The organism is uncultured Ruegeria sp., from assembly GCF_947504215.1.
Lineage (GTDB): Bacteria > Pseudomonadota > Alphaproteobacteria > Rhodobacterales > Rhodobacteraceae > Ruegeria.
Genome location: NZ_CANNGO010000014.1, coordinates 69,804 through 87,084, shown reverse-complemented (window position 1 = coordinate 87,084; position 17,281 = coordinate 69,804). Strand labels below are relative to the sequence as shown.

Annotated in this window: 20 protein-coding genes; 4 read left to right on the top strand and 16 right to left on the bottom strand. The window is 56.9% G+C overall.

Going from position 1 to position 17,281, the window contains the following annotated elements:
• The first annotated feature begins 109 nt into the window (after positions 1 to 109).
• Positions 110 to 1,738: an acyl-CoA synthetase gene (locus Q1B21_RS19525; protein ID WP_299892337.1), complete on the top strand. Its 1,629-nt coding sequence runs from the start codon at positions 110 to 112 to the stop codon at positions 1,736 to 1,738.
• On the opposite strand, the gene Q1B21_RS19520 is transcribed toward Q1B21_RS19525, so the two are convergent.
• The 7 genes from Q1B21_RS19520 to hmgA form a co-directional block, all read right to left on the bottom strand.
• Complete coding sequence (locus tag Q1B21_RS19520) at positions 1,735 to 2,076, bottom strand: DOPA 4,5-dioxygenase family protein (protein ID WP_299892335.1); 342 nt, start codon at positions 2,074 to 2,076, stop codon at positions 1,735 to 1,737. The two genes, Q1B21_RS19525 and Q1B21_RS19520, sit on opposite strands and share 4 nt — an antisense overlap.
• Positions 2,077 to 2,175: 99 nt before the next feature.
• Positions 2,176 to 2,814, bottom strand: coding sequence for a maleylacetoacetate isomerase (gene maiA / locus Q1B21_RS19515; RefSeq protein WP_299892333.1), 639 nt, complete (start codon positions 2,812 to 2,814; stop codon positions 2,176 to 2,178).
• A gap of 11 nt (positions 2,815 to 2,825) precedes the next feature.
• Positions 2,826 to 3,023, bottom strand: coding sequence for a DUF2783 domain-containing protein (locus Q1B21_RS19510; protein WP_299892331.1), 198 nt, complete (start codon positions 3,021 to 3,023; stop codon positions 2,826 to 2,828).
• A 5-nt stretch (positions 3,024 to 3,028) separates the two neighbouring features.
• Positions 3,029 to 4,639 carry an FAD-dependent oxidoreductase gene (locus tag Q1B21_RS19505; RefSeq protein ID WP_299892329.1) on the bottom strand — a complete coding sequence of 537 codons (1,611 nt, stop codon included), beginning with the start codon at positions 4,637 to 4,639 and terminating at the stop codon, positions 3,029 to 3,031.
• Between the two features lie 133 nt (positions 4,640 to 4,772).
• A complete protein-coding gene (locus Q1B21_RS19500) occupies positions 4,773 to 5,723 on the bottom strand; it encodes an MBL fold metallo-hydrolase (RefSeq protein ID WP_299892328.1) in 951 nt (316 codons plus the stop codon).
• 63 nt (positions 5,724 to 5,786) lie between these two features.
• Complete coding sequence (fahA, locus tag Q1B21_RS19495; RefSeq protein ID WP_299892327.1) at positions 5,787 to 7,043, bottom strand: fumarylacetoacetase; 1,257 nt, start codon at positions 7,041 to 7,043, stop codon at positions 5,787 to 5,789.
• 30 nt (positions 7,044 to 7,073) lie between these two features.
• Complete coding sequence (hmgA, locus tag Q1B21_RS19490) at positions 7,074 to 8,429, bottom strand: homogentisate 1,2-dioxygenase (RefSeq protein ID WP_299892326.1); 1,356 nt, start codon at positions 8,427 to 8,429, stop codon at positions 7,074 to 7,076.
• A gap of 57 nt (positions 8,430 to 8,486) precedes the next feature.
• Between hmgA and Q1B21_RS19485 the strand changes: the two genes are divergently transcribed.
• Together Q1B21_RS19485 and Q1B21_RS19480 are read left to right on the top strand one after the other, a co-directional pair.
• A complete protein-coding gene (locus tag Q1B21_RS19485) occupies positions 8,487 to 8,939 on the top strand; it encodes a MarR family transcriptional regulator (protein WP_299892325.1) in 453 nt (150 codons plus the stop codon).
• 60 nt (positions 8,940 to 8,999) lie between these two features.
• Positions 9,000 to 10,235: an adenylate/guanylate cyclase domain-containing protein gene (locus tag Q1B21_RS19480; protein ID WP_299892324.1), complete on the top strand. Its 1,236-nt coding sequence runs from the start codon at positions 9,000 to 9,002 to the stop codon at positions 10,233 to 10,235.
• On the opposite strand, the gene Q1B21_RS19475 is transcribed toward Q1B21_RS19480, so the two are convergent.
• The 3 genes from Q1B21_RS19475 to rplS form a co-directional block, all read right to left on the bottom strand.
• Positions 10,232 to 11,041 (bottom strand): division plane positioning ATPase MipZ, encoded by an 810-nt coding sequence (locus Q1B21_RS19475; protein ID WP_298937147.1) that lies wholly within the window; start codon positions 11,039 to 11,041, stop codon positions 10,232 to 10,234. The genes Q1B21_RS19480 and Q1B21_RS19475 overlap by 4 nt on opposite strands.
• Positions 11,042 to 12,040: 999 nt before the next feature.
• Positions 12,041 to 12,262: a 50S ribosomal protein L31 gene (rpmE, locus tag Q1B21_RS19470; RefSeq protein ID WP_170636256.1), complete on the bottom strand. Its 222-nt coding sequence runs from the start codon at positions 12,260 to 12,262 to the stop codon at positions 12,041 to 12,043.
• Positions 12,263 to 12,273: 11 nt separating this feature from the next.
• Positions 12,274 to 12,657, bottom strand: coding sequence for a 50S ribosomal protein L19 (gene rplS / locus Q1B21_RS19465; RefSeq protein WP_120634534.1), 384 nt, complete (start codon positions 12,655 to 12,657; stop codon positions 12,274 to 12,276).
• Between the two features lie 380 nt (positions 12,658 to 13,037).
• Here rplS and Q1B21_RS19460 point away from each other — a divergent pair, with 380 nt between their 5' ends.
• Positions 13,038 to 13,841 (top strand): GH25 family lysozyme, encoded by an 804-nt coding sequence (locus Q1B21_RS19460; protein WP_299083611.1) that lies wholly within the window; start codon positions 13,038 to 13,040, stop codon positions 13,839 to 13,841.
• Positions 13,842 to 13,956: 115 nt separating this feature from the next.
• Here the strand turns inward: Q1B21_RS19460 and trmD are convergent, their stop codons facing one another.
• Genes trmD through rpsP form a run of 6 tightly spaced genes read right to left on the bottom strand, consistent with a single transcriptional unit; the run spans position 13,957 to position 17,267 of the window.
• Complete coding sequence (gene trmD, locus Q1B21_RS19455) at positions 13,957 to 14,766, bottom strand: tRNA (guanosine(37)-N1)-methyltransferase TrmD (RefSeq protein ID WP_298937145.1); 810 nt, start codon at positions 14,764 to 14,766, stop codon at positions 13,957 to 13,959.
• Entirely contained in the window at positions 14,763 to 15,578 is an 816-nt protein-coding gene (locus Q1B21_RS19450) for a hypothetical protein (protein ID WP_299892323.1), read from the bottom strand. The genes trmD and Q1B21_RS19450 overlap by 4 nt, the downstream gene beginning before the upstream one ends.
• Positions 15,578 to 16,081 (bottom strand): ribosome maturation factor RimM, encoded by a 504-nt coding sequence (gene rimM / locus Q1B21_RS19445; RefSeq protein ID WP_298937143.1) that lies wholly within the window; start codon positions 16,079 to 16,081, stop codon positions 15,578 to 15,580. Before rimM ends, Q1B21_RS19450 begins: the two co-directional genes overlap by 1 nt.
• Complete coding sequence (locus tag Q1B21_RS19440; protein WP_299892322.1) at positions 16,074 to 16,223, bottom strand: hypothetical protein; 150 nt, start codon at positions 16,221 to 16,223, stop codon at positions 16,074 to 16,076. The genes rimM and Q1B21_RS19440 overlap by 8 nt, the downstream gene beginning before the upstream one ends.
• A gap of 6 nt (positions 16,224 to 16,229) precedes the next feature.
• A complete protein-coding gene (bluB, locus tag Q1B21_RS19435) occupies positions 16,230 to 16,865 on the bottom strand; it encodes a 5,6-dimethylbenzimidazole synthase (RefSeq protein WP_299892321.1) in 636 nt (211 codons plus the stop codon).
• Positions 16,866 to 16,877: 12 nt separating this feature from the next.
• Positions 16,878 to 17,267: a 30S ribosomal protein S16 gene (gene rpsP / locus Q1B21_RS19430; RefSeq protein WP_298937140.1), complete on the bottom strand. Its 390-nt coding sequence runs from the start codon at positions 17,265 to 17,267 to the stop codon at positions 16,878 to 16,880.
• Between the last annotated feature and the right edge of the window lie 14 nt (positions 17,268 to 17,281).

Below are 17,281 nucleotides of genomic sequence, written 5' to 3'. Positions count from 1 at the left end.
CACACCATCCCGTATCGCCAGTCGAAACGGCCGACGTATTTCTACGGGTTTGTCAGACGGGTAACTTTATGCTCAAGTCGCGCGCACTGCGATAACGGAGGATTGGCGGATGACTGACCCTAACATCTATGAACGTCATTTGGACAAATGCCGCGCAAATTACACGCCTCTGTCACCGCTCAGTTTTATTGAACGCACCGCGCAGGTGTATCCGGATTACCCTTCGGTGGTGTACGGCGATCGCAGATACACCTGGGCAGGCACCTACGCCCGCTGCCGCCGGCTGGCCAGCGCCCTGAATGCAAGGGGCGTGGGACTGGGGGATACCGTTTCGATCATCGCAGCCAACATCCCCGAGTTGTATGAGGCGCATTTTGGCGTGCCCATGGCAGGGGCGGTTCTGAACGCGATCAACACGCGATTGGATGCGCCGGTCATTGCGTTCATTCTGAACCATGCGGAAGCCAAGGTGCTAGTCGTCGATCCTGAGTTTTCAGAAGTCGCTAAAGAGGCCTTGAAGCATGTCGAGCGCGACCTTCTGGTCATCGATATCGAAGATCCCAGCTTTAATGGCGGCGTGCGTCTGGGCGATCTGACCTATGACGCATTGCTGGGCGAAGGTGACCCGGAATTCAATTGGTCACTACCCGCCGATGAATGGGACGCAATCACGCTGAACTACACGTCGGGAACAACCGGCAACCCAAAGGGAGTAGTTTATCATCATCGTGGGGCCACGCTGAATGCGCAGTCGGACATTCTGGACTGGGATATGCCAAAGCATTCTGTCTACCTGTGGACGCTGCCGATGTTTCATTGCAATGGCTGGTGTTTCCCTTGGGCCATGGCGGCCAACGCCGGGGTCTCGGTCTGTTTGCGCGCGGTGCGGGCTGAACCGATCTATGCGGCCTTCAGGGATGAAAAAGTCAGCCATTTTTGCGGCGCGCCGATTGTGTTGAACATGCTCGCCCATGCGCCGGATCACCTCAAGGACTTCGGCCACCAGATCAAGGTGATGACCGCCGGTGCCCCGCCACCCGCAGCGGTAATCGAGGCGATGGAGGCGATGGGTATCGAAGTGACCCATGTCTATGGGCTGACCGAAACCTACGGCCCATCGGTTGTGTGCGCGTGGAAAGAAGAATGGGATGACAAGACAGCCGAAGAACGCGCTGCGCTCAAAGTGCGGCAGGGTGTCAGATACACCGCCTTGTCTGGGTTGATGGTGGCTGATCCGGAAACGCTGAACCCGGTGCCAGCAGACGGCGAAACCATGGGTGAGATCTTCATGCAGGGCAACGTTGTGATGAAAGGGTATCTGAAGAACCCCGAAGCCACGGATAAGGCTTTTGCTGGTGGCTGGTTCGCCTCAGGTGATTTGGGTGTCATGCATCCCGATGCCTACATCGCGCTGAAAGACCGATCCAAGGACATAATCATCTCCGGGGGTGAGAATATTTCATCCGTCGAGGTTGAGGGCGTTCTGTACAAACACCCTGCTGTGATGGAGGCCGCAGTCGTGGCCAGACCGGATGAGAAATGGGGCGAAACACCGTGCGCCTTCGTCGAGCTAAAGCCGGAAGCATCGGTGACTGAAGCAGATCTGATCGCCTTTTGCCGGGACAACATGGCCCATTTCAAAACGCCAAAATCGGTGGTGTTCGGAACCTTGCCAAAAACGTCAACGGGCAAGGTTCAGAAGTTCGTTCTGCGGGATCAGGCGCGCGCCCTGGTTTAGGTGTGAACCTTGTCAAAGATGGATAAATCCAGGTCCAGCATCTCGCCCATCCATATGGCTCTATCACGGTGATCCGCGAGATGATCACCGGTTTCCGGGTGGGTGAATATCGTGAGCCCCTGTCGGTTCAACATCAGCCATGGAATGACCTGATCAAACGCGTCTGCCGCAAAACCCAGTTGGCAACTCCAGCGGGGATGCGGTCCAACGTTTCGCGCGTGCATCCGTCCCATTTGGACTGGAAAAAGGTGCGCTGCCTCTTCGCAGATCTGTTGCGCTGTCGGTTGGGTGTCTGCGTCGAAATAGATATGCGCGTGATAGCCGGTGATTTCTGACATCTGAACCTCATTTTGTAGTGAAACAAAGCTAGGTCCAATCGCCGCTCTGGGCTACCCGCACCAGCACACAGGGTCTGTGCTGAACGCCACAAAAATTTGCTATGCTGGCGCGTGCTGGTCGGGACGGGCTGCGACAAAGGCGGGATGATCGCTGCAGGCTGCCTCGACAGCCAACAGGCGTGGCAAGTGTGACAGATCAACCTCCCAACGGCGGGCGTTAAAAAGCTGAGGGATCAGGCACAGATCGGCGAGCCCGGGTTGTGTGCCTGTGCAATAAGGCGATTGCGTGAACTCAGCTAGCAGTGCTTCGAACGCTTCCAGCCCGGGCCGAATATAGTGTTGCATCCATGCGCCGGGCATATTGCTGGCATCCGCGCTTAGCACGGTCGCATGTTTGGCGACTGCAAGGTTGCAGATCGGGTGTATGTCCACCGCAATCGACTGGGCCAGCGCCTGCGCTTTGGCGCGATCTGCCGGGTTTTCGGGCAACAGGTTTAGCTGTCGTGTGCGGTCCAAATATTCGATGATGGCCAGGGATTGGGTCAGTCTCAACCCGTCGATCTCCAAAACGGGGACCAGACCTTGCGGGTTGCGTGACCGATGCGCGTCGCCCTTTTGCTCTCCGCTGACCAAGTCAACGACGACTGTGTCATATGAGATCCCGGCCAAATTCAGCGCAATTCGGACCCGATAGCTGGCCGAGGATCTCCAAAAATCATAAAGAACAGTCTTGCTCACACAATTCCTCGCTAAGTCATCTTCAGGCGTGCCGCGTTGATCGCTTGGACCAGAACCGCGTTGTCGCCGATGTGATTGGCCAGAACCAGAACCAGCCGCGCGTTCAGCGCATCGCTGTCGACTTTATCTATTCCGTCATGCGCCGCCAACAGGTCGGCATAGAAGTCATCCGCATTATCGATATTCGGGGTGAGGATCAGATCAGCCATTTCGGTTACTCCTTCCCACTGGCCCGGCGGATTGCATGCCGGAACGCGTTTTCTTCATAGGTGTCGCGCCGCGCGGCCACATGCTGATCCGGGCGGATCAAATAGACCGCACTGGGGGCATCGCCCAGATAGCGCCGTTTGAGCGCCAGAGTCATGTCATCCTTGACCGATAGTGCCAGCCGTCTGACTTCGATCCCGTCTTCCTGCAAAATCTCTGGCGCATCCGCGTCAATTGTCAGCAGGGTGAACTGTCCGGCTAGTTTGGGCAAAAGAAAATCGCCACCTAGTGGTACGTCCGGACAGGCCGAACCGGGCCGCGTTTGGGCAGGCCCATCCAGCGCATCGGCTGAATTCAGGGAGGACCCGTCGTAGGTGCAGGGTTCGCTCAACCGTCCCGAATTCACCATGGGACGGGCAAATTCGAAATGCTCGCTCAGGTCCAGAACTGCATCCCTCAGCACCCGTGACATATCGGATTTGGGCGTGATGAAATCGGTCGAGCGGCTGGATTTCCGAATGTTCTCGTCTGCGCCCTGAATGCGTTCGGAATCATAGCTGTCCAGCAAGCTTTCGGGGGCGTCGCCATCCAGCACGAGTTTGAGTTTCCAGCACAGATTGTCGACGTCCTGCAGGCCCGAGTTTGCCCCCCGTGCCCCAAAGGGACTGACCTGATGCGCACTGTCCCCGGCAAAAATCGCGCGTCCTTGTCTGAAGCTTTCCATGCGGCGGCATTGGAACGTGTAGATCGAGACCCATTCAAGCTGAAACTCGACCTCTTCGCCGAGCATCTCTTTCAGGCGGGGGATCACGTTCTCGGGGCGTTTCTCGCGTTCCTTGTCGATATCCCAACCTAATTGCAGGTCGATCCGCCAGACATTGTCCGGTTGTTTGTGCAACAGCGCGGATTGGCCCCGATTAAAGGGCGGGTCAAACCAGAACCATCGTTCAGACGGAAAGTCCGCCTCCATGATCACATCCGCGATCAGGAAATTGTCTTCGAATACACGCCCGTCAAAATCGATCCCCAGCATCCGCCGTGTGGGCGAATTGGCCCCGTCGCAGGCAATCAGCCAGTCAGCTTCGACTGTATAGGGGCCTTCCGGGGTTTCGACCTCCAACCGGACATGATCTTCATGGGTACCGACAGCCTCGACCTTGTTGCGTCCGCGTATTTGAACCGGCGCGCCTTCAGCCTGCAACGCGCGCAGCCGATCCATCAGGAAGGTTTCCACATAGTATTGCTGCAGGTTAATAAAGGCCGGGTTCGCAAAGCCCTCGTCGGGCTGCAGATTGAAATCATAGACCTGGCGGTCGTCGAAAAACACTTTGCCACGGTCCCAGCGCACACCTTTGTCCAGTAGGCGCTGCCCGCAGCCCAGCCGATCAGCAATATCCAGCGTACGCTGGGAAAAACAGATGGCGCGGCTTCCGAAGCTGACTTTGTCATTGTCGTCTAGGACCAGAACTTCGACATCTTGCTGCGCCAGATCAATCGCAGCTGCCAGACCCACTGGCCCGGCGCCGATCACGATCACCTTGTGTCGAACAGGTGTTGCGGCGTCCTGATCCGGACTGCGTTCATAGGCATAAAGTGGAACTTCGAAAATCTTGTTCATGGGCTTTCCCCCAAGCAGCTGCGCCAAAGGTCGCTTTGCAATTCCGCTGGCGGCGTGCACCAACGGCCTTGAGTTCATGGTTTCATCGATTTGAGCTCGTGAAAACGATCTGGATCAATGTCGGCTGACTTTCTTAGTCTTGAAGCGCCTCCCACATCTCCAGATCGCGCTGGGCGGTCCAGATGCGGGGTGTATCAATGCCCCGTGCTTCGTCAAAGGCGCGTGACACGTTAAAGGGCAGGCAGTGTTCATAGATCGCATAGTCCGAAAACTTGGGGTCACATTCGGCCCGTACTGCGTCCCACGCCTCTTTCAAGGTGCCACCACGGGCGGCCACTTTGGCTGCGGGGCGATATGTGCTGTCCACGAAGTCGCGCGTGTTTTCGATTGCGGCACTCACCATGTCCTTACCAAGCAGTGCATCGCCGCGACCCGGCGCAATCGCGTCGACATCGAACCATTTGATCTCGTCCAGTGTGTCGCCCCAATCGCCGAAATGACCGTCGCCGCAGTAACAGGCCGAGTGGTATTCGACGATGTCGCCGGTGAACATCACGTTCTGATCCGGCACATGGATCACGATATCGCCCGCCGTGTGGGCCCGGCCCAGATGCATCAGATTGACCCGGCGGTCGCCGAGATACACGGTCATCGTGTCGCTGAATGTTGTGGTCGGCCAGGTCAGGCCGGGAATGCTTTCATGCCCCTGGAACAGGCGTGGGAAGCGCTGGAACTCGCTGTCCCAGTCTTCTTGACCCCGTTCGACAACCATTGCACGGGCCATGTCGGACATGAGGATCTGTTGCGCACCAAACGCACTGGCCCCCAGCACACGCACCGCGTGGTAGTGGGTCAGCGCGACATGGGTGATAGGCTTGTCGGTGACAGAGCGCACGCATTCGATCACCTTATTTGCAAGGCGCGGGGTGGCCTGCGCCTCGACAATCATCACGCTGTCATCGCCGATGATGACACCGGAATTCGGGTCGCCTTCGGCCGTGAAAGCGTAGAGCCCGTCACCAACTTCGGTGAATGAAGTTTGTTTGTCAGTCATGTCCCCCTGGGACGCGAATGCTTTGGTCATCGACTTATCCTTTTGGAAACCGCCTCCGGCGGGAGTATTTGGGAAAAGATGAAGATTGGGTGCTTATCTTTTAAATGGGTCATCCAGCGCGGGCAGTATGGTACCGGTGCAATCGCCAAAGCCAATTGTGTAACCATCGCCACGGGCCGCGCCAGACAGTGTCAGTGTGTCGCCATCTTCGATGAAGCTGCGTGTTTCACCGGTGTCCAGCGTTAGGGGTTCTTTCCCACCCCAGCTGAGTTCCAACAGTGAGCCCCGTTCGGGTTTGGTCGGGCCGGAAATAGTACCCGATCCCAATAGGTCACCGGTATTCATGGGGCACCCAGAGGTTGTGTGGTGTGCCAGTTGTTGAGCTGCGGAATAGTACATCTGGTTGTAATTTGTCTGGCCGATCACGGTCGCCTCTTTGTTTTTTGGCGCCATAGTGATGGACAGATCAATGTCATAAAGCATCGGGCCGCAATCCTTCAGGTGATCAAGCAGCTCGAAAGCGCGCCTGGGCGTTTCACAGCGAAACGGTTCCAACGCGGCTTTGGTCACAATCCACGGGCTGATCGAGGTCGCGGTTGCCTTGGCCTGGAACGGGCCGAGCGGTTGATACTCCCAGGCTTGGATATCTCGTGCAGACCAGTCGTTCAGAACGACATAGCCAAAGATATTGTCGTCTGCTTCTTGCACGGTGATCGGGCCGTCAGATGGGGTACCGACGATTGCCCCCATTTCAAGCTCGATGTCAAAGCGGCGGCTGGGCAGGAACGCAGGCAATTCCTGATCTGGAGATTTCAATTGCCCCCATGGGCGGCGGATATCTGTGCCCGAGACGACAACAGATGATGCCCGACCATTATAGCCAATCGGAATGTGTAGCCAGTTTGGCGGCAGCGCGTTTTCTGGGCCGCGGAACATTGTGCCGACATTTTGCGCGTGATGCCGGCCGGCGTAGAAATCGGTGTATTCACTGACTGCGAATGGCATATGCATCTGGGCAGTGTTTTGCGCGACCAGCAAGGGTGCGACTTGGTTTTGCTCCTCTGGCCCGTCTGCCAGAAGGGCTGTCACGCGGTTTCTGAAAGCGGCCCAAACAGCTGGCCCTTCCTCCATCAAGGGGTTCCAGAAGGGCAGATCGAACAGCGGCTCATCTGCGAGCACGATAACCCCTTCCGCTTCTGCCTCCGTGACGTCGAGGATCATGTCCCCGATTGCAACGCCGCATCGGGGTTCACCGCCATCGATCGAAAAGACCCCGTAGGGCAGGTTATTCAGGGGAAACGGATGCGCGGCATCGTTGGCCGAGATCACCCAGGATTTCATCAAAGGCATGTTTTCTCCAAACCTTGGAAATTAGAACGGTTACTTCTTGCCCGGTGTGCCGTCGAATTTCTTCTCAAGCGATGTCCAGCAATCGATATAGTCATCCTGCAACGGGGCCTCGGTCGCTGCAAATTGCGTCAAATGCTGAGGGAACCGGGTTTCGAACATGAAGGACATGGTCTGGTCCAGCTTGTCAGGACCCAGGTTGGCGTTAGATGCTTTTTCAAAGGCTTCCTTATCCGGGCCATGTGGGATCATCATGTTGTGCAGGCTCATCCCGCCAGGAACAAAGCCCTGAGGTTTCGCGTCGTACTGGCCGTAAATGTTGCCCATCAGCTCGGACATGATGTTTTTGTGGTACCAAGGTGGACGGAAAGTATCTTCCATCACCATCCAGCGTTCGCGGAACAGGACAAAGTCGATATTCGCCGTGCCCGGCTGCCCCGAAGGCGCGGTGAGCACGGTAAAGATTGACGGGTCCGGATGGTCAAACAGGATCGCGCCGACCGGGCAATAATTGCGCATGTCGTATTTGTAGGGTGTGTAGTTGCCGTGCCAGGCGACGACATCCAACGGGCTGTGAGGGATCTTGGTGGTATGAAATTGGCCGCACCATTTGATGGTGACGGTCGAAGGTACTTCGCGATCTTCAAAGGCGGCAATAGGTGCTTTGAAGTCGCGGGGGTTGGCCATGCAGTTGGCGCCAATCGGACCGCGCCCCGGCAACTCGAATTTCTGTCCGTAATTCTCGCAAACAAAACCCCGCGCCGGACCGTCCAGAACCTCGACGCGGTAAAGCAACCCGCGTGGGATGATCGCGATTTCTTTGGGTTCCAGATCAATGATCCCCAATTCGGTCGCGAACCGCAGACGGCCCTCTTGCGGAACCACCAGCAATTCAGAATCGGCCGAGAAGAAATAGTCATCCACCATTGATTCCGTGACCAGATAGATATGACTGGCCATACCGACCTGAGTGTTGACGTCGCCAGCGGTCGTCATTGTCCGCATGCCGGTCAGCCAGTTCAGTTCGGCGTCTGAATGCGGAACCGGATCCCATCGATATTGACCCAGACTGATCACGTCCGGGTCAATGCAGGGGGCGGATTTCCAGTAAGGTAGATCGATTTTTTCGTAGCGGTGAGAGTGCTTTACCGAGGGTCGAATGCGATAACACCATGTGCGCTCCGGCGGGTTGGCAGTGAAGGCGGTGCCGCTCAGCTGCTCTCCGTAAAGACCATAGTTGCACTTTTGCGGGCTGTTCATGCCTTGCGGCAGAGCATCGGGCAGGGCTTCGGTTTCAAAGTCGTTGCCAAAGCCGGGCATATAGCCTGCATGGGTTCCAACAGGCGTGCTGGCCTGTGTCATCGTATGTGGGTTTGGCGGACGATTCATCGTGTGTTCCTCCGTTTGCTACTTGTCGAATAATAGTTGTTTTTGTAACTAACAAGCATGACAAACGATGACTCTGACAAAAAAGATGATTTTGAACTGCAACATTTCCTGCCGTTCCTGCTGAACCAGGCGGCCGAGGAAAGCTCTCTTGATTTTCAGCGGGTCTATAAGAATCGCTATGGCATGCTGAGGACTGAATGGCGGGTACTGTTTCATCTAGGTGTTTTCGGCCAGATGACAGCAAAAGAGATTGGTGCACGTGCCAAAATCCACAAAACCAAAATCAGCCGCGCCGTTCGCAAGCTGGAACAACGTCGATACTTGACCCGGACCCGGCATCAGGATGACCGCCGGGTGGAATGGTTGACGCTGACACCGGCGGGTAAAACGGTTTATCACGAGTTGCGCGGGATCGCGGAACAGTATGACGCCAAGCTGGCAAACCTGTTCAGCACAGACGAAGCAGCGCTGCTACGCCGCATGCTCCGACGTCTTGCCGCGATGGACTAACTACTGGTAATTCTGCCGCGGCACCCCCAGATGTTTCACATGCTTGATATGGACAAAAACATGACGTCATTCGATCCCGCGACGGCCCCTGCGACCAGTCTGATCGACTGGCTGGTGACCAAAGGGCTTGAAGGCGCCGGGCAAGAAGAATTGCTGGAAGAGTTCTGCACCCGACTTGTCGAGATGGGCGTCCCGCTGATGCGGTTTCACGCGGCGCAGTCGACGCTGCACCCGGTCTATGGCGGAACCGGGTATAGCTGGTACCATGACAAAGGTGGTGAATCCGAGAAATTCGAAAACACGGATACGCCCAGTGAGCAGTGGCAAAGCAGCCCGCTTTATGCGTTGCTACACGAGGATTTGGGCGAAATTCGGGTGAAACTTTACGAGCAGAATGAATCCAGTCGGTTTCCCCTGCTCAATGACCTGCGAGAGGTCGGTGCCACGGAATATTATGCGACAGGTGTTTCTTTTGAAAGCTCCGGTCAAGTGCGCCCGAACGGGGCGCAAAAGGCTACCGATGGTGTTTTGATGTCGTGGACCAGCAATGCACCCAAAGGGTTTGAGGACACAGATCTGTCCCTGATCCGCGAGGTCCTGCCACATCTGGGGTTGGCGCTAAAGTCAGCCAAGAACCAGACACTGGCACGCGATCTGTTGCGTGTTTATCTGGGGCGGGATGCAGGTAGGCGTGTCCTGTCCGGTGAAATCCGGCGTGGTTCTTTGCAGCAGATTGATGCGGTGATCTGGAATTTCGATCTGGAAGGCTTCACCAACCTGTCCGAGGAACTGCCCGGGTTGGATATTATCGAAATGCTGAATGACTACCTGGCGGTGGCTGTTCGTGTGGTTCACGATAGCGGTGGGAACATTCTGAAATTCATGGGCGACGGGTTGATGGCCATGTTCGATGTGGGAGAGATTGACGCGGATGCCCGTGCCGCCCTGTCCGCTGTACCGTTGCTGCAGACTCGGATGGCCGAACTCAACGCCCAACGGCAGGCTGCAGGGCAACCAGTCGCCAATTTTACGCTGGCGCTGCACTCTGGCGAGATTCTGTATGGCAATATTGGTTCAGAAACCCGTCTGGACTTCACGGTGATCGGCCCTGCTGTAAATCAGGCCGCACGGATCGCAGGAATGCACCGCTCGTTGGGGCAAAGGATTCTGATTTCAGACGACGTCGCCAGTGCGGCACAGCCTTGTGCGCAAGAACTTGTCTCGGTGGGCCGTTACATGCTGCGCGGCGTGTCCGAGCCCAAAGAGCTGTTCACGATCTACACGCCAGCAAGTTAAAAGTCGATCTCAACGCCCGGCAGGTTCAACTCGCGCATCATGTCGCGCAACTCCTGCCGCGCTGCGATGTTCGAGATGTTCAACTGTTTGACCCCGATATCCTTGAGATCCAGCAAAGTCAGGCCGCGCGGGAACAGCTCGCGAAAAATGACCCGTTCGGAAAAGCCCGAGGCGACGCGAAACCCGATGCGCTGCGACAGCATCTCGATGGCGCGCTGCATCTTTTCCTTGTTCACCATACGCTGCGTGCCGACCCGGTTGCGTACGACCACCCAGTCGATCGGCTTCAGTCCGGCCTGTGCCCGCAATTGCCGCGCGTTCCAGACCATCTCGGAATAGACAGACGGGCCCAGGATTTTCTCGCCCTTTGAATCGATCCGCGCCAGCAGATCGAAATCGATGAAACTGTCATTCAGTGGCGTGATCAGCGTATCCGCCAACGAATGCGCTACCTGGCTTAGGCGGGTATGCGAGCCTGGGCAGTCGATCAGGATGAAATCGCTGTCGCTTTCCAACTCGGCCACGGCGGCGGACAGCCGGTGGTCATAGATGTTTTCGCCGGGCTTCAGCTTGCTGGCATCGATCTCGGGCAGGTCGTGATGAAGCGGGCTAGGCAAACCCGTGTCCGTGCCATTCAGAAAATTGACCCGGTTCTCAAAGTAACGTCCCAAGCTGCGCTGTCGCAGGTCAAGGTCCAGTGTGCTGACCTTGTGTCCCAGCCGCGCCAAAGCTGTGGCCACATGCATCGACACGGTCGATTTGCCTGCGCCGCCCTTTTCGTTTCCGACCACAATGATATGTGCCATGCTTGTGTTCCCAAGTCGTACCGTGTTTGTCCACACGTTGTTGTGAGCCACTATATGTTGTGTCAGCGGGGAAGGAAAGAACCTCAAGCGGCGCTTTGGGTCAATATCAGTCTCTAATTTGGAAAACCACGCCCGGATCGCAGGTTAGAGCGAACCATTTGCCAAAGGCGCCCCCTGATTCACTGCCCAAACCAACTTTCAGCGAGCAGGACAAGGGTAAGAGCATCTGTTCCTGAATGTTTTGATCGTCTTCCTGCAAGTCCTGATTTGCGCGGGCGTACTGGGTACGATCCGGCATATAGAAAGGATCGCCTGTTCAGATATACTGGAATTCGTCGGGCACGCTGTGCCGACCTACACAGCAGTCTGCGGTTCAGGCAAACCGGACTTGTGCAGTGCCGCTAATTCTGACGCAAAAACCCTTGCATGCGCGGCGTAAGATGCACTGCAGTGAAGCGAATCTCCCAACTAGTCGTTCAGTCATGACGAAACTAGCGAAATGCAAAGTAACTTTTCATTGCGATCTTTCCCAAATATCGAGACGCGGACACTGTTGCCGTCTCCCATGACCTCACCGGTGGGCTATCGGTGCCGTTGGGCAGCAAAGAGCTCTTTTGAACCAAAGAGAAGGAGTGCGAGCGGCTGCCGAAAAACACGCGGCGTACTCAAACAAAACGCAAAGCCACTCGCAGCTGGTGATTAGCTGTATTCTTTGCGCGCGTAAAGTATTCAATTATGGCGATTTGAAGGTACTACTTTGCTGGCCGCCTTGTCCCGCGATCAGTGAATTCGAGCGTTGGTCTTCGCTGTAGACTGCATGAAGGGCTGGTTTCGAAATCGCTCTGAGGCGTGGTCTTTAATGCATCTGCATAAGTTTTTGTCTTGGGAGTATGTGCAGCTTAGAGATCGGATTGACAGAATCGGCTCGAAGCAGCCACCCACGAGACAAAAAAAGGCCGCCCCATCGGGACGGCCTTTCGAAATCGAAACGGAAAGGGTTTAGAAACCCAGGCCTTCGTACTTCTTTTTGAACTTCGACACGCGGCCGCCGGCGTCCATCAGGCGCGACGAGCCACCGGTCCATGCAGGGTGCACAGAGGGGTCGATTTCCAGAGCAAGCTGGTCGCCTTCGGCGCCCCAGGTGGATTTCATCTGAACGACGGTGCCATCGGTCATTTTGACGTTGATGACGTGATAATCGGGATGGATGTCTTTTTTCATCTTTCCGCTCCTTACGCCTCGGCGCCAGCCTTGGGCTTGTAGTTGGTGACTTCTGCGATACGCGCGGATTTACCACGACGCGAGCGCAGGTAGTACAGTTTGGCGCGACGAACGCGGCCGCGGCGGACAACGGTGATGCTGTCGATGTTGGTCGAGAACAGCGGGAACACACGCTCCACGCCTTCGCCAAACGAAATCTTGCGAACGGTGAACGAACCGGCAATGCCATTGCCGTTGTTGCGCGCGATGCAGACGCCTTCGTAGTTCTGCACACGGGTGCGCGACCCCTCGGTCACTTTATAGCCGACACGGATGGTGTCTCCGGCTTTGAAATCGGGGATATCTTTCCCCAGGGCGGCAATTTGTTCCGCCTCAAGCTGTGCGATCAGGTCCATCGCATTTACTCCTATATGCTCGTGGTTGGTCCACGAAGTTTGGGCACGGCCTGAGAGCTCTTGGTCTTCACCGGGTCCTGCGTACAGCCCGCCAGAGGTCAGATCGAATGTTCCTTTGGTGTAGTCCGCCACGTCGCGTCCGGGCTGAAGAAAGCAGGACGTCACGCCATGATGCAAACCAAAACACCGGAGTCGCAAAAAGCGGCACCGGATTGCGGTCGTTTAAGGGCTTTGCGGCGAAGGATCAAGACTAAATCGCTGTGATGTGCAGCACGGGCTGGTGGGATTCCGCCATTTACAAAATGCAGCGTTGCCTTACGTCCATGATTGGGCATTCTGAAGCTAATTAAAAGAGCAGAAATTTAGAACAGGAACTCATCATGCGATTTGCGCTTTTGCTGGCATTTGCAGGTGCTGTGCTTGTGTCTTGCGGGCGTGGCGGCCCGCAACCTCAGGTGATCGAACCCGCACCGGGCGTCGACAGAACAGCACCATCGGTTGTCTATCCCGATTTTGGCGACGATGACCCACATGAATGGGAAGGGCGACATCCCGGTCTATACCCTGTTCATGGGCTCGATGTCTCACGCTGGCAGGGGCCGATTGATTGGCGCACAGCCAAGGCTTCGGGGGTAAGCTTTGCGTTTTTGAAAGCAACGGAAGGCGGGGATGTTGCCGATCCGCTGTTTGACGACCACCGCCGTGGTGCGCAGGCGGCGGGGGTGCCTTGGGGGGCGTATCACTACTATTACTTCTGCCGTCCGGCGCGGGAACAAGCCCGTTGGTTTATCCAGAATGTCCCGAAAGGTGCCGACCTGCCGCATGTCCTAGACATGGAGTGGACGCCGCATTCCAGAACCTGCACATTGCGCCCCGACGGTGCGACGGTGCGCGCCGAAGCCCAAAGGTTCCTTGATATTCTGGAACGTCACTATGGCCGCCGGCCCATCGTCTACACCACCGTGGACTTTTTCGAGGACACAGATATCGCGCGGCTACCTCGGACCGAGTTCTGGCTCAGATCGGTGGCGGGTCACCCGCGTCAGGTCTACCCGCGGGCACTTTGGCGGTTCTGGCAATACACGGGCACCGGTTTGGTGCCCGGCGTGCGCGGTCGGGTCGATATCAACACGTTCAACGGCACGCCGGAAACCTGGGCTCAATGGAAAGCTGGCGGCTCTTAGATCTTAGGCACGTCGTCGGTTGCGACCGTGCCGCCGCCAATCAGGATTCCCGTCAGAAGGATGTTCGTTGTGTATCCGCCGATCACTGCTGCAGGTGCGCCACACATCGACACCGCTAATCCGCGTTATCCTCTTGGGAAGAAACATATTCTTCCCACACGTCCGGCCTTCTTTCCCGAGTTATATTCTTGGCTTTGTTGTGACGCCATTCTTCGATGCGCCCATGGTGGCCGGACATAAGGATGTCAGGGATCGGGCGGCCGTTCCACTCAGCTGGGCGGGTATATTGCGGATGTTCCAGCAGGCCGGACGAAAAGCTTTCTTCCTCGGTCGAGGCTTGGTTTCCCAGAACGCCGGGGATCAGCCGAACGGTGGCGTCAATCAAGGCTTGCGCAGCGATTTCCCCGCCGGTCATGACAAAGTCCCCCAGCGACACTTCCTGGACCCCGTAGTGTTCGAGCACACGTTCATCCACACCTTCGAAACGGCCACATAGCAAGGTCATACCATCGCAACGCGCCAGGTTCTGCATCATGCGCTGGTCCATGCGGCGTCCGCGTGGGCTGAGATAGATCAGCGGCCAGTTGCCCTGAACACCTGCCATTGTGTGCTCGATCGCCGCCCCTAGAACGTCGGCACGCAAAACCATGCCCGCGCCGCCCCCTGCGGGTGTGTCATCAACGTTGCGGTGTTTGCCAATCCCAAACTGTCGCAGATCCACGGTTTCCATCTGCCACAGCCCTTCCTGCAGGGCCTTGCCGGTCAGGCTTTCGCCCAGAACGCCTGGAAAAGCCGACGGGAACAGCGTGATGATCTTGGCCTTCCACACGCCTTGCAAATCTGGCGTGGGTGTAAGCAGCTCGCGCGGTTTCAGCGTTGGGCGCAGCGCCTTGCGGCCGTGGGATTTGGTGGGCTTCTCTGTCATTTTTGACCGATCGTTTCGCTCTGGCTGGTTTCGACCACGGCTTTCTTTCGGGCGTTCAGCGCCGCATCTTCCAGCGACGAACGGTTCAGCGCCAATAGGTCAGCCAGTACCTCTTTGGACGGGCTGGAGTTGGTTCGATCGGGGGCTACAAGTCGTAAGGCCTTGCTTTGCGAAAGGTCCAGAAATTCAGCAAATGGCGCGCCGGGGCCGAATTGGCGTTTTTGCAGGTCTTCCAACCATGCGGTCTGGACAGTGACCGATGGAAGCCTTTTGCGTATGGTGTCCGCAGTGCCCTGAAGATCTGGCAAGTGATCCAGATCTGCGCAGAACTCATCAAAATCCCGCACGACCCGGCTGTGTTGCAGGTCATGTGCCCACAAGCTGTAAAGCCAGCTGTCCCGCTGTCGCAGGGACAGATACACAGTCATGTCGACCTCTTCCCCCAAAAATCGACGGTGAACGGCGCTGACGACAGTGGCCACAAGATCAGGCGCTGCCGCGTAGCCTTCGACGCGGTTTCGGCTTGGCCGCAGTCCCGAGAAATTCTCTTCGCTTAGGATCAGCCCGCGGCGGGTGCCGAAATCCAGCTTGCCCAGAAAGTCGTTCATTCGGATTCCGAAGTCTGAAAGCGTTGAATCCAAACGGTAAATCGAATGGCGTGTAGCAGCCTCGGACAACCCGGCCTTGCGGGTCTTATAGGGGAGGGCCAATGAGAAATGCGGCCAGATCAGCTCGCGGTTTTCGTACAGAAAGGATTGCGCCGCTGTGGTGCCGGTTTTGTGTAGCCCCAGATGCAGCAGGACGCGCCGCATCAGATCAAGCCTTCGGGCGGGTCAGCAACGATACGACCCTGATCCAGATCGACTGTGGGTACCGCCTCCAGGGTGAAGGGCAGCAGAACCGTTGATTTCAATCCCGCTCCGTGAAGCTCCAATAAATCTGTCGCGCCATGGTTTTGCACGGATTTGACCTGGCCCAGCAACGTGCCACCTGTGTCATACACATCAAGCCCGATCAGATCGGCGTGGTAGAATTCGTCATCGGGAAGCGACGGCAACTGGGCGCGCCTGGCATAAAGGCGCAAGCCGTTGATCGCGTCAGCCTGTTCCTTGGTCTCGATCCCACCCAATCGGGCGGCAAAGCCGTTTTTTATCGGACGGGTCAGAACCACAGGATAACGCTCTTGGCCCGCCTCATCTGTTAGTGGGGAATAGGTCTCGATATCTTCCGGCACAGCGCAAAAGCTCTTCAGCCGTACCTCACCGCGTACCCCGTAAGAGCCCGCAATACTGCCGACACAGATCAGATCAGTCATTTGATCCCGCCGTTGTTACACATACACCGTCCTGCCATTTACCTCGCTCGGCACAGGCCTCGCGCTGATTGCTGCGTTCAAAGAACACGCCGACAATAAATGCGATCAGCAGCAGGATGGAAAGTCGTATCAGTCCAAACATTATCAATCACCGCGTTTCGATGGGCAGGCAGCCGTCACGGATTTCCCAGCCGACACGCTCAAGCTCGGGCGTCTCCGAGGGTTCTTCAGGCCAGCCAACGCAGAAATACCCGATAAGTCGCCAATCAAGAGGGACTCGCAAGTCCTGGGCCATCTTGTCGGGGTCAAGGATGGACACCCATCCCAAACCCAGCCCCTGTGCCCGCAATGACAGCCAGAACAGGGTGATGGCCGAAACCACGGAATACCGCCGCATCTCGGGCATGGTGCCCGCACCCAGGCCTTGCCCTTTGTCAGTGGCATCGTCACAGAAGACTGCCAGCTGCACCGGGGCCTCTTGCATGCCCGTCAGTTTCAGGCGGCTGTAAAGCTGCGCCTTCTCACCGGAGTATCCACGAAGGGCAGCGACGTTGGCTGTTTGAAAATTCTTCAGCGCTGCGGCCCGTGCGTCTGCGCTTTTAACGCGGATCACCCGCCAGGGTTCGCTCAGCCCCACCGAGGGGGCCAATTGAAACGCGTCGAGGCAGCGCGTCAGCACTGCCTCGTCTATCGCGTCGGTGCGGAACCGGCGCACATCGCGCCGGAGCCGCATCAACAGATCGAACTGCGTGCGAAAATCGTCAGTGAACGCCTGATCCTGCACGCGCTCGCCTGCTTATTCTTCCGCAGCCGCTTCTTCGGCAGGAGCTTCAGCGGCCTCAGTAGCTTCAGCAGCCTTCGCAGCCTTCTCTTCCGCACGTTCCTGAGCTTTCTTGCCCGGGGTGCCCTTGTTGGGGTTGTTGCGCTCGGCTTTGTCACGGGTGCCGGCTGCTTCTAGCATACGTGCGATACGGTCGGTGGGCTGTGCACCCTGATCCAGCCAGTACTGAACGCGCTCAACATCCATTTTTACGCGCTCTTCGCTGTCTTTCGGCAGCAGCGGGTTGTAGGTGCCAAGCTTTTCGATGAAACGGCCGTCGCGCGGCATGCGGCTGTCAGCAGCCACGATGCGGTAGAAGGGCCGTTTTTTCGAGCCGCCGCGGGCGAGACGAATTTTCATTGCCATGGTGATATCTCCTT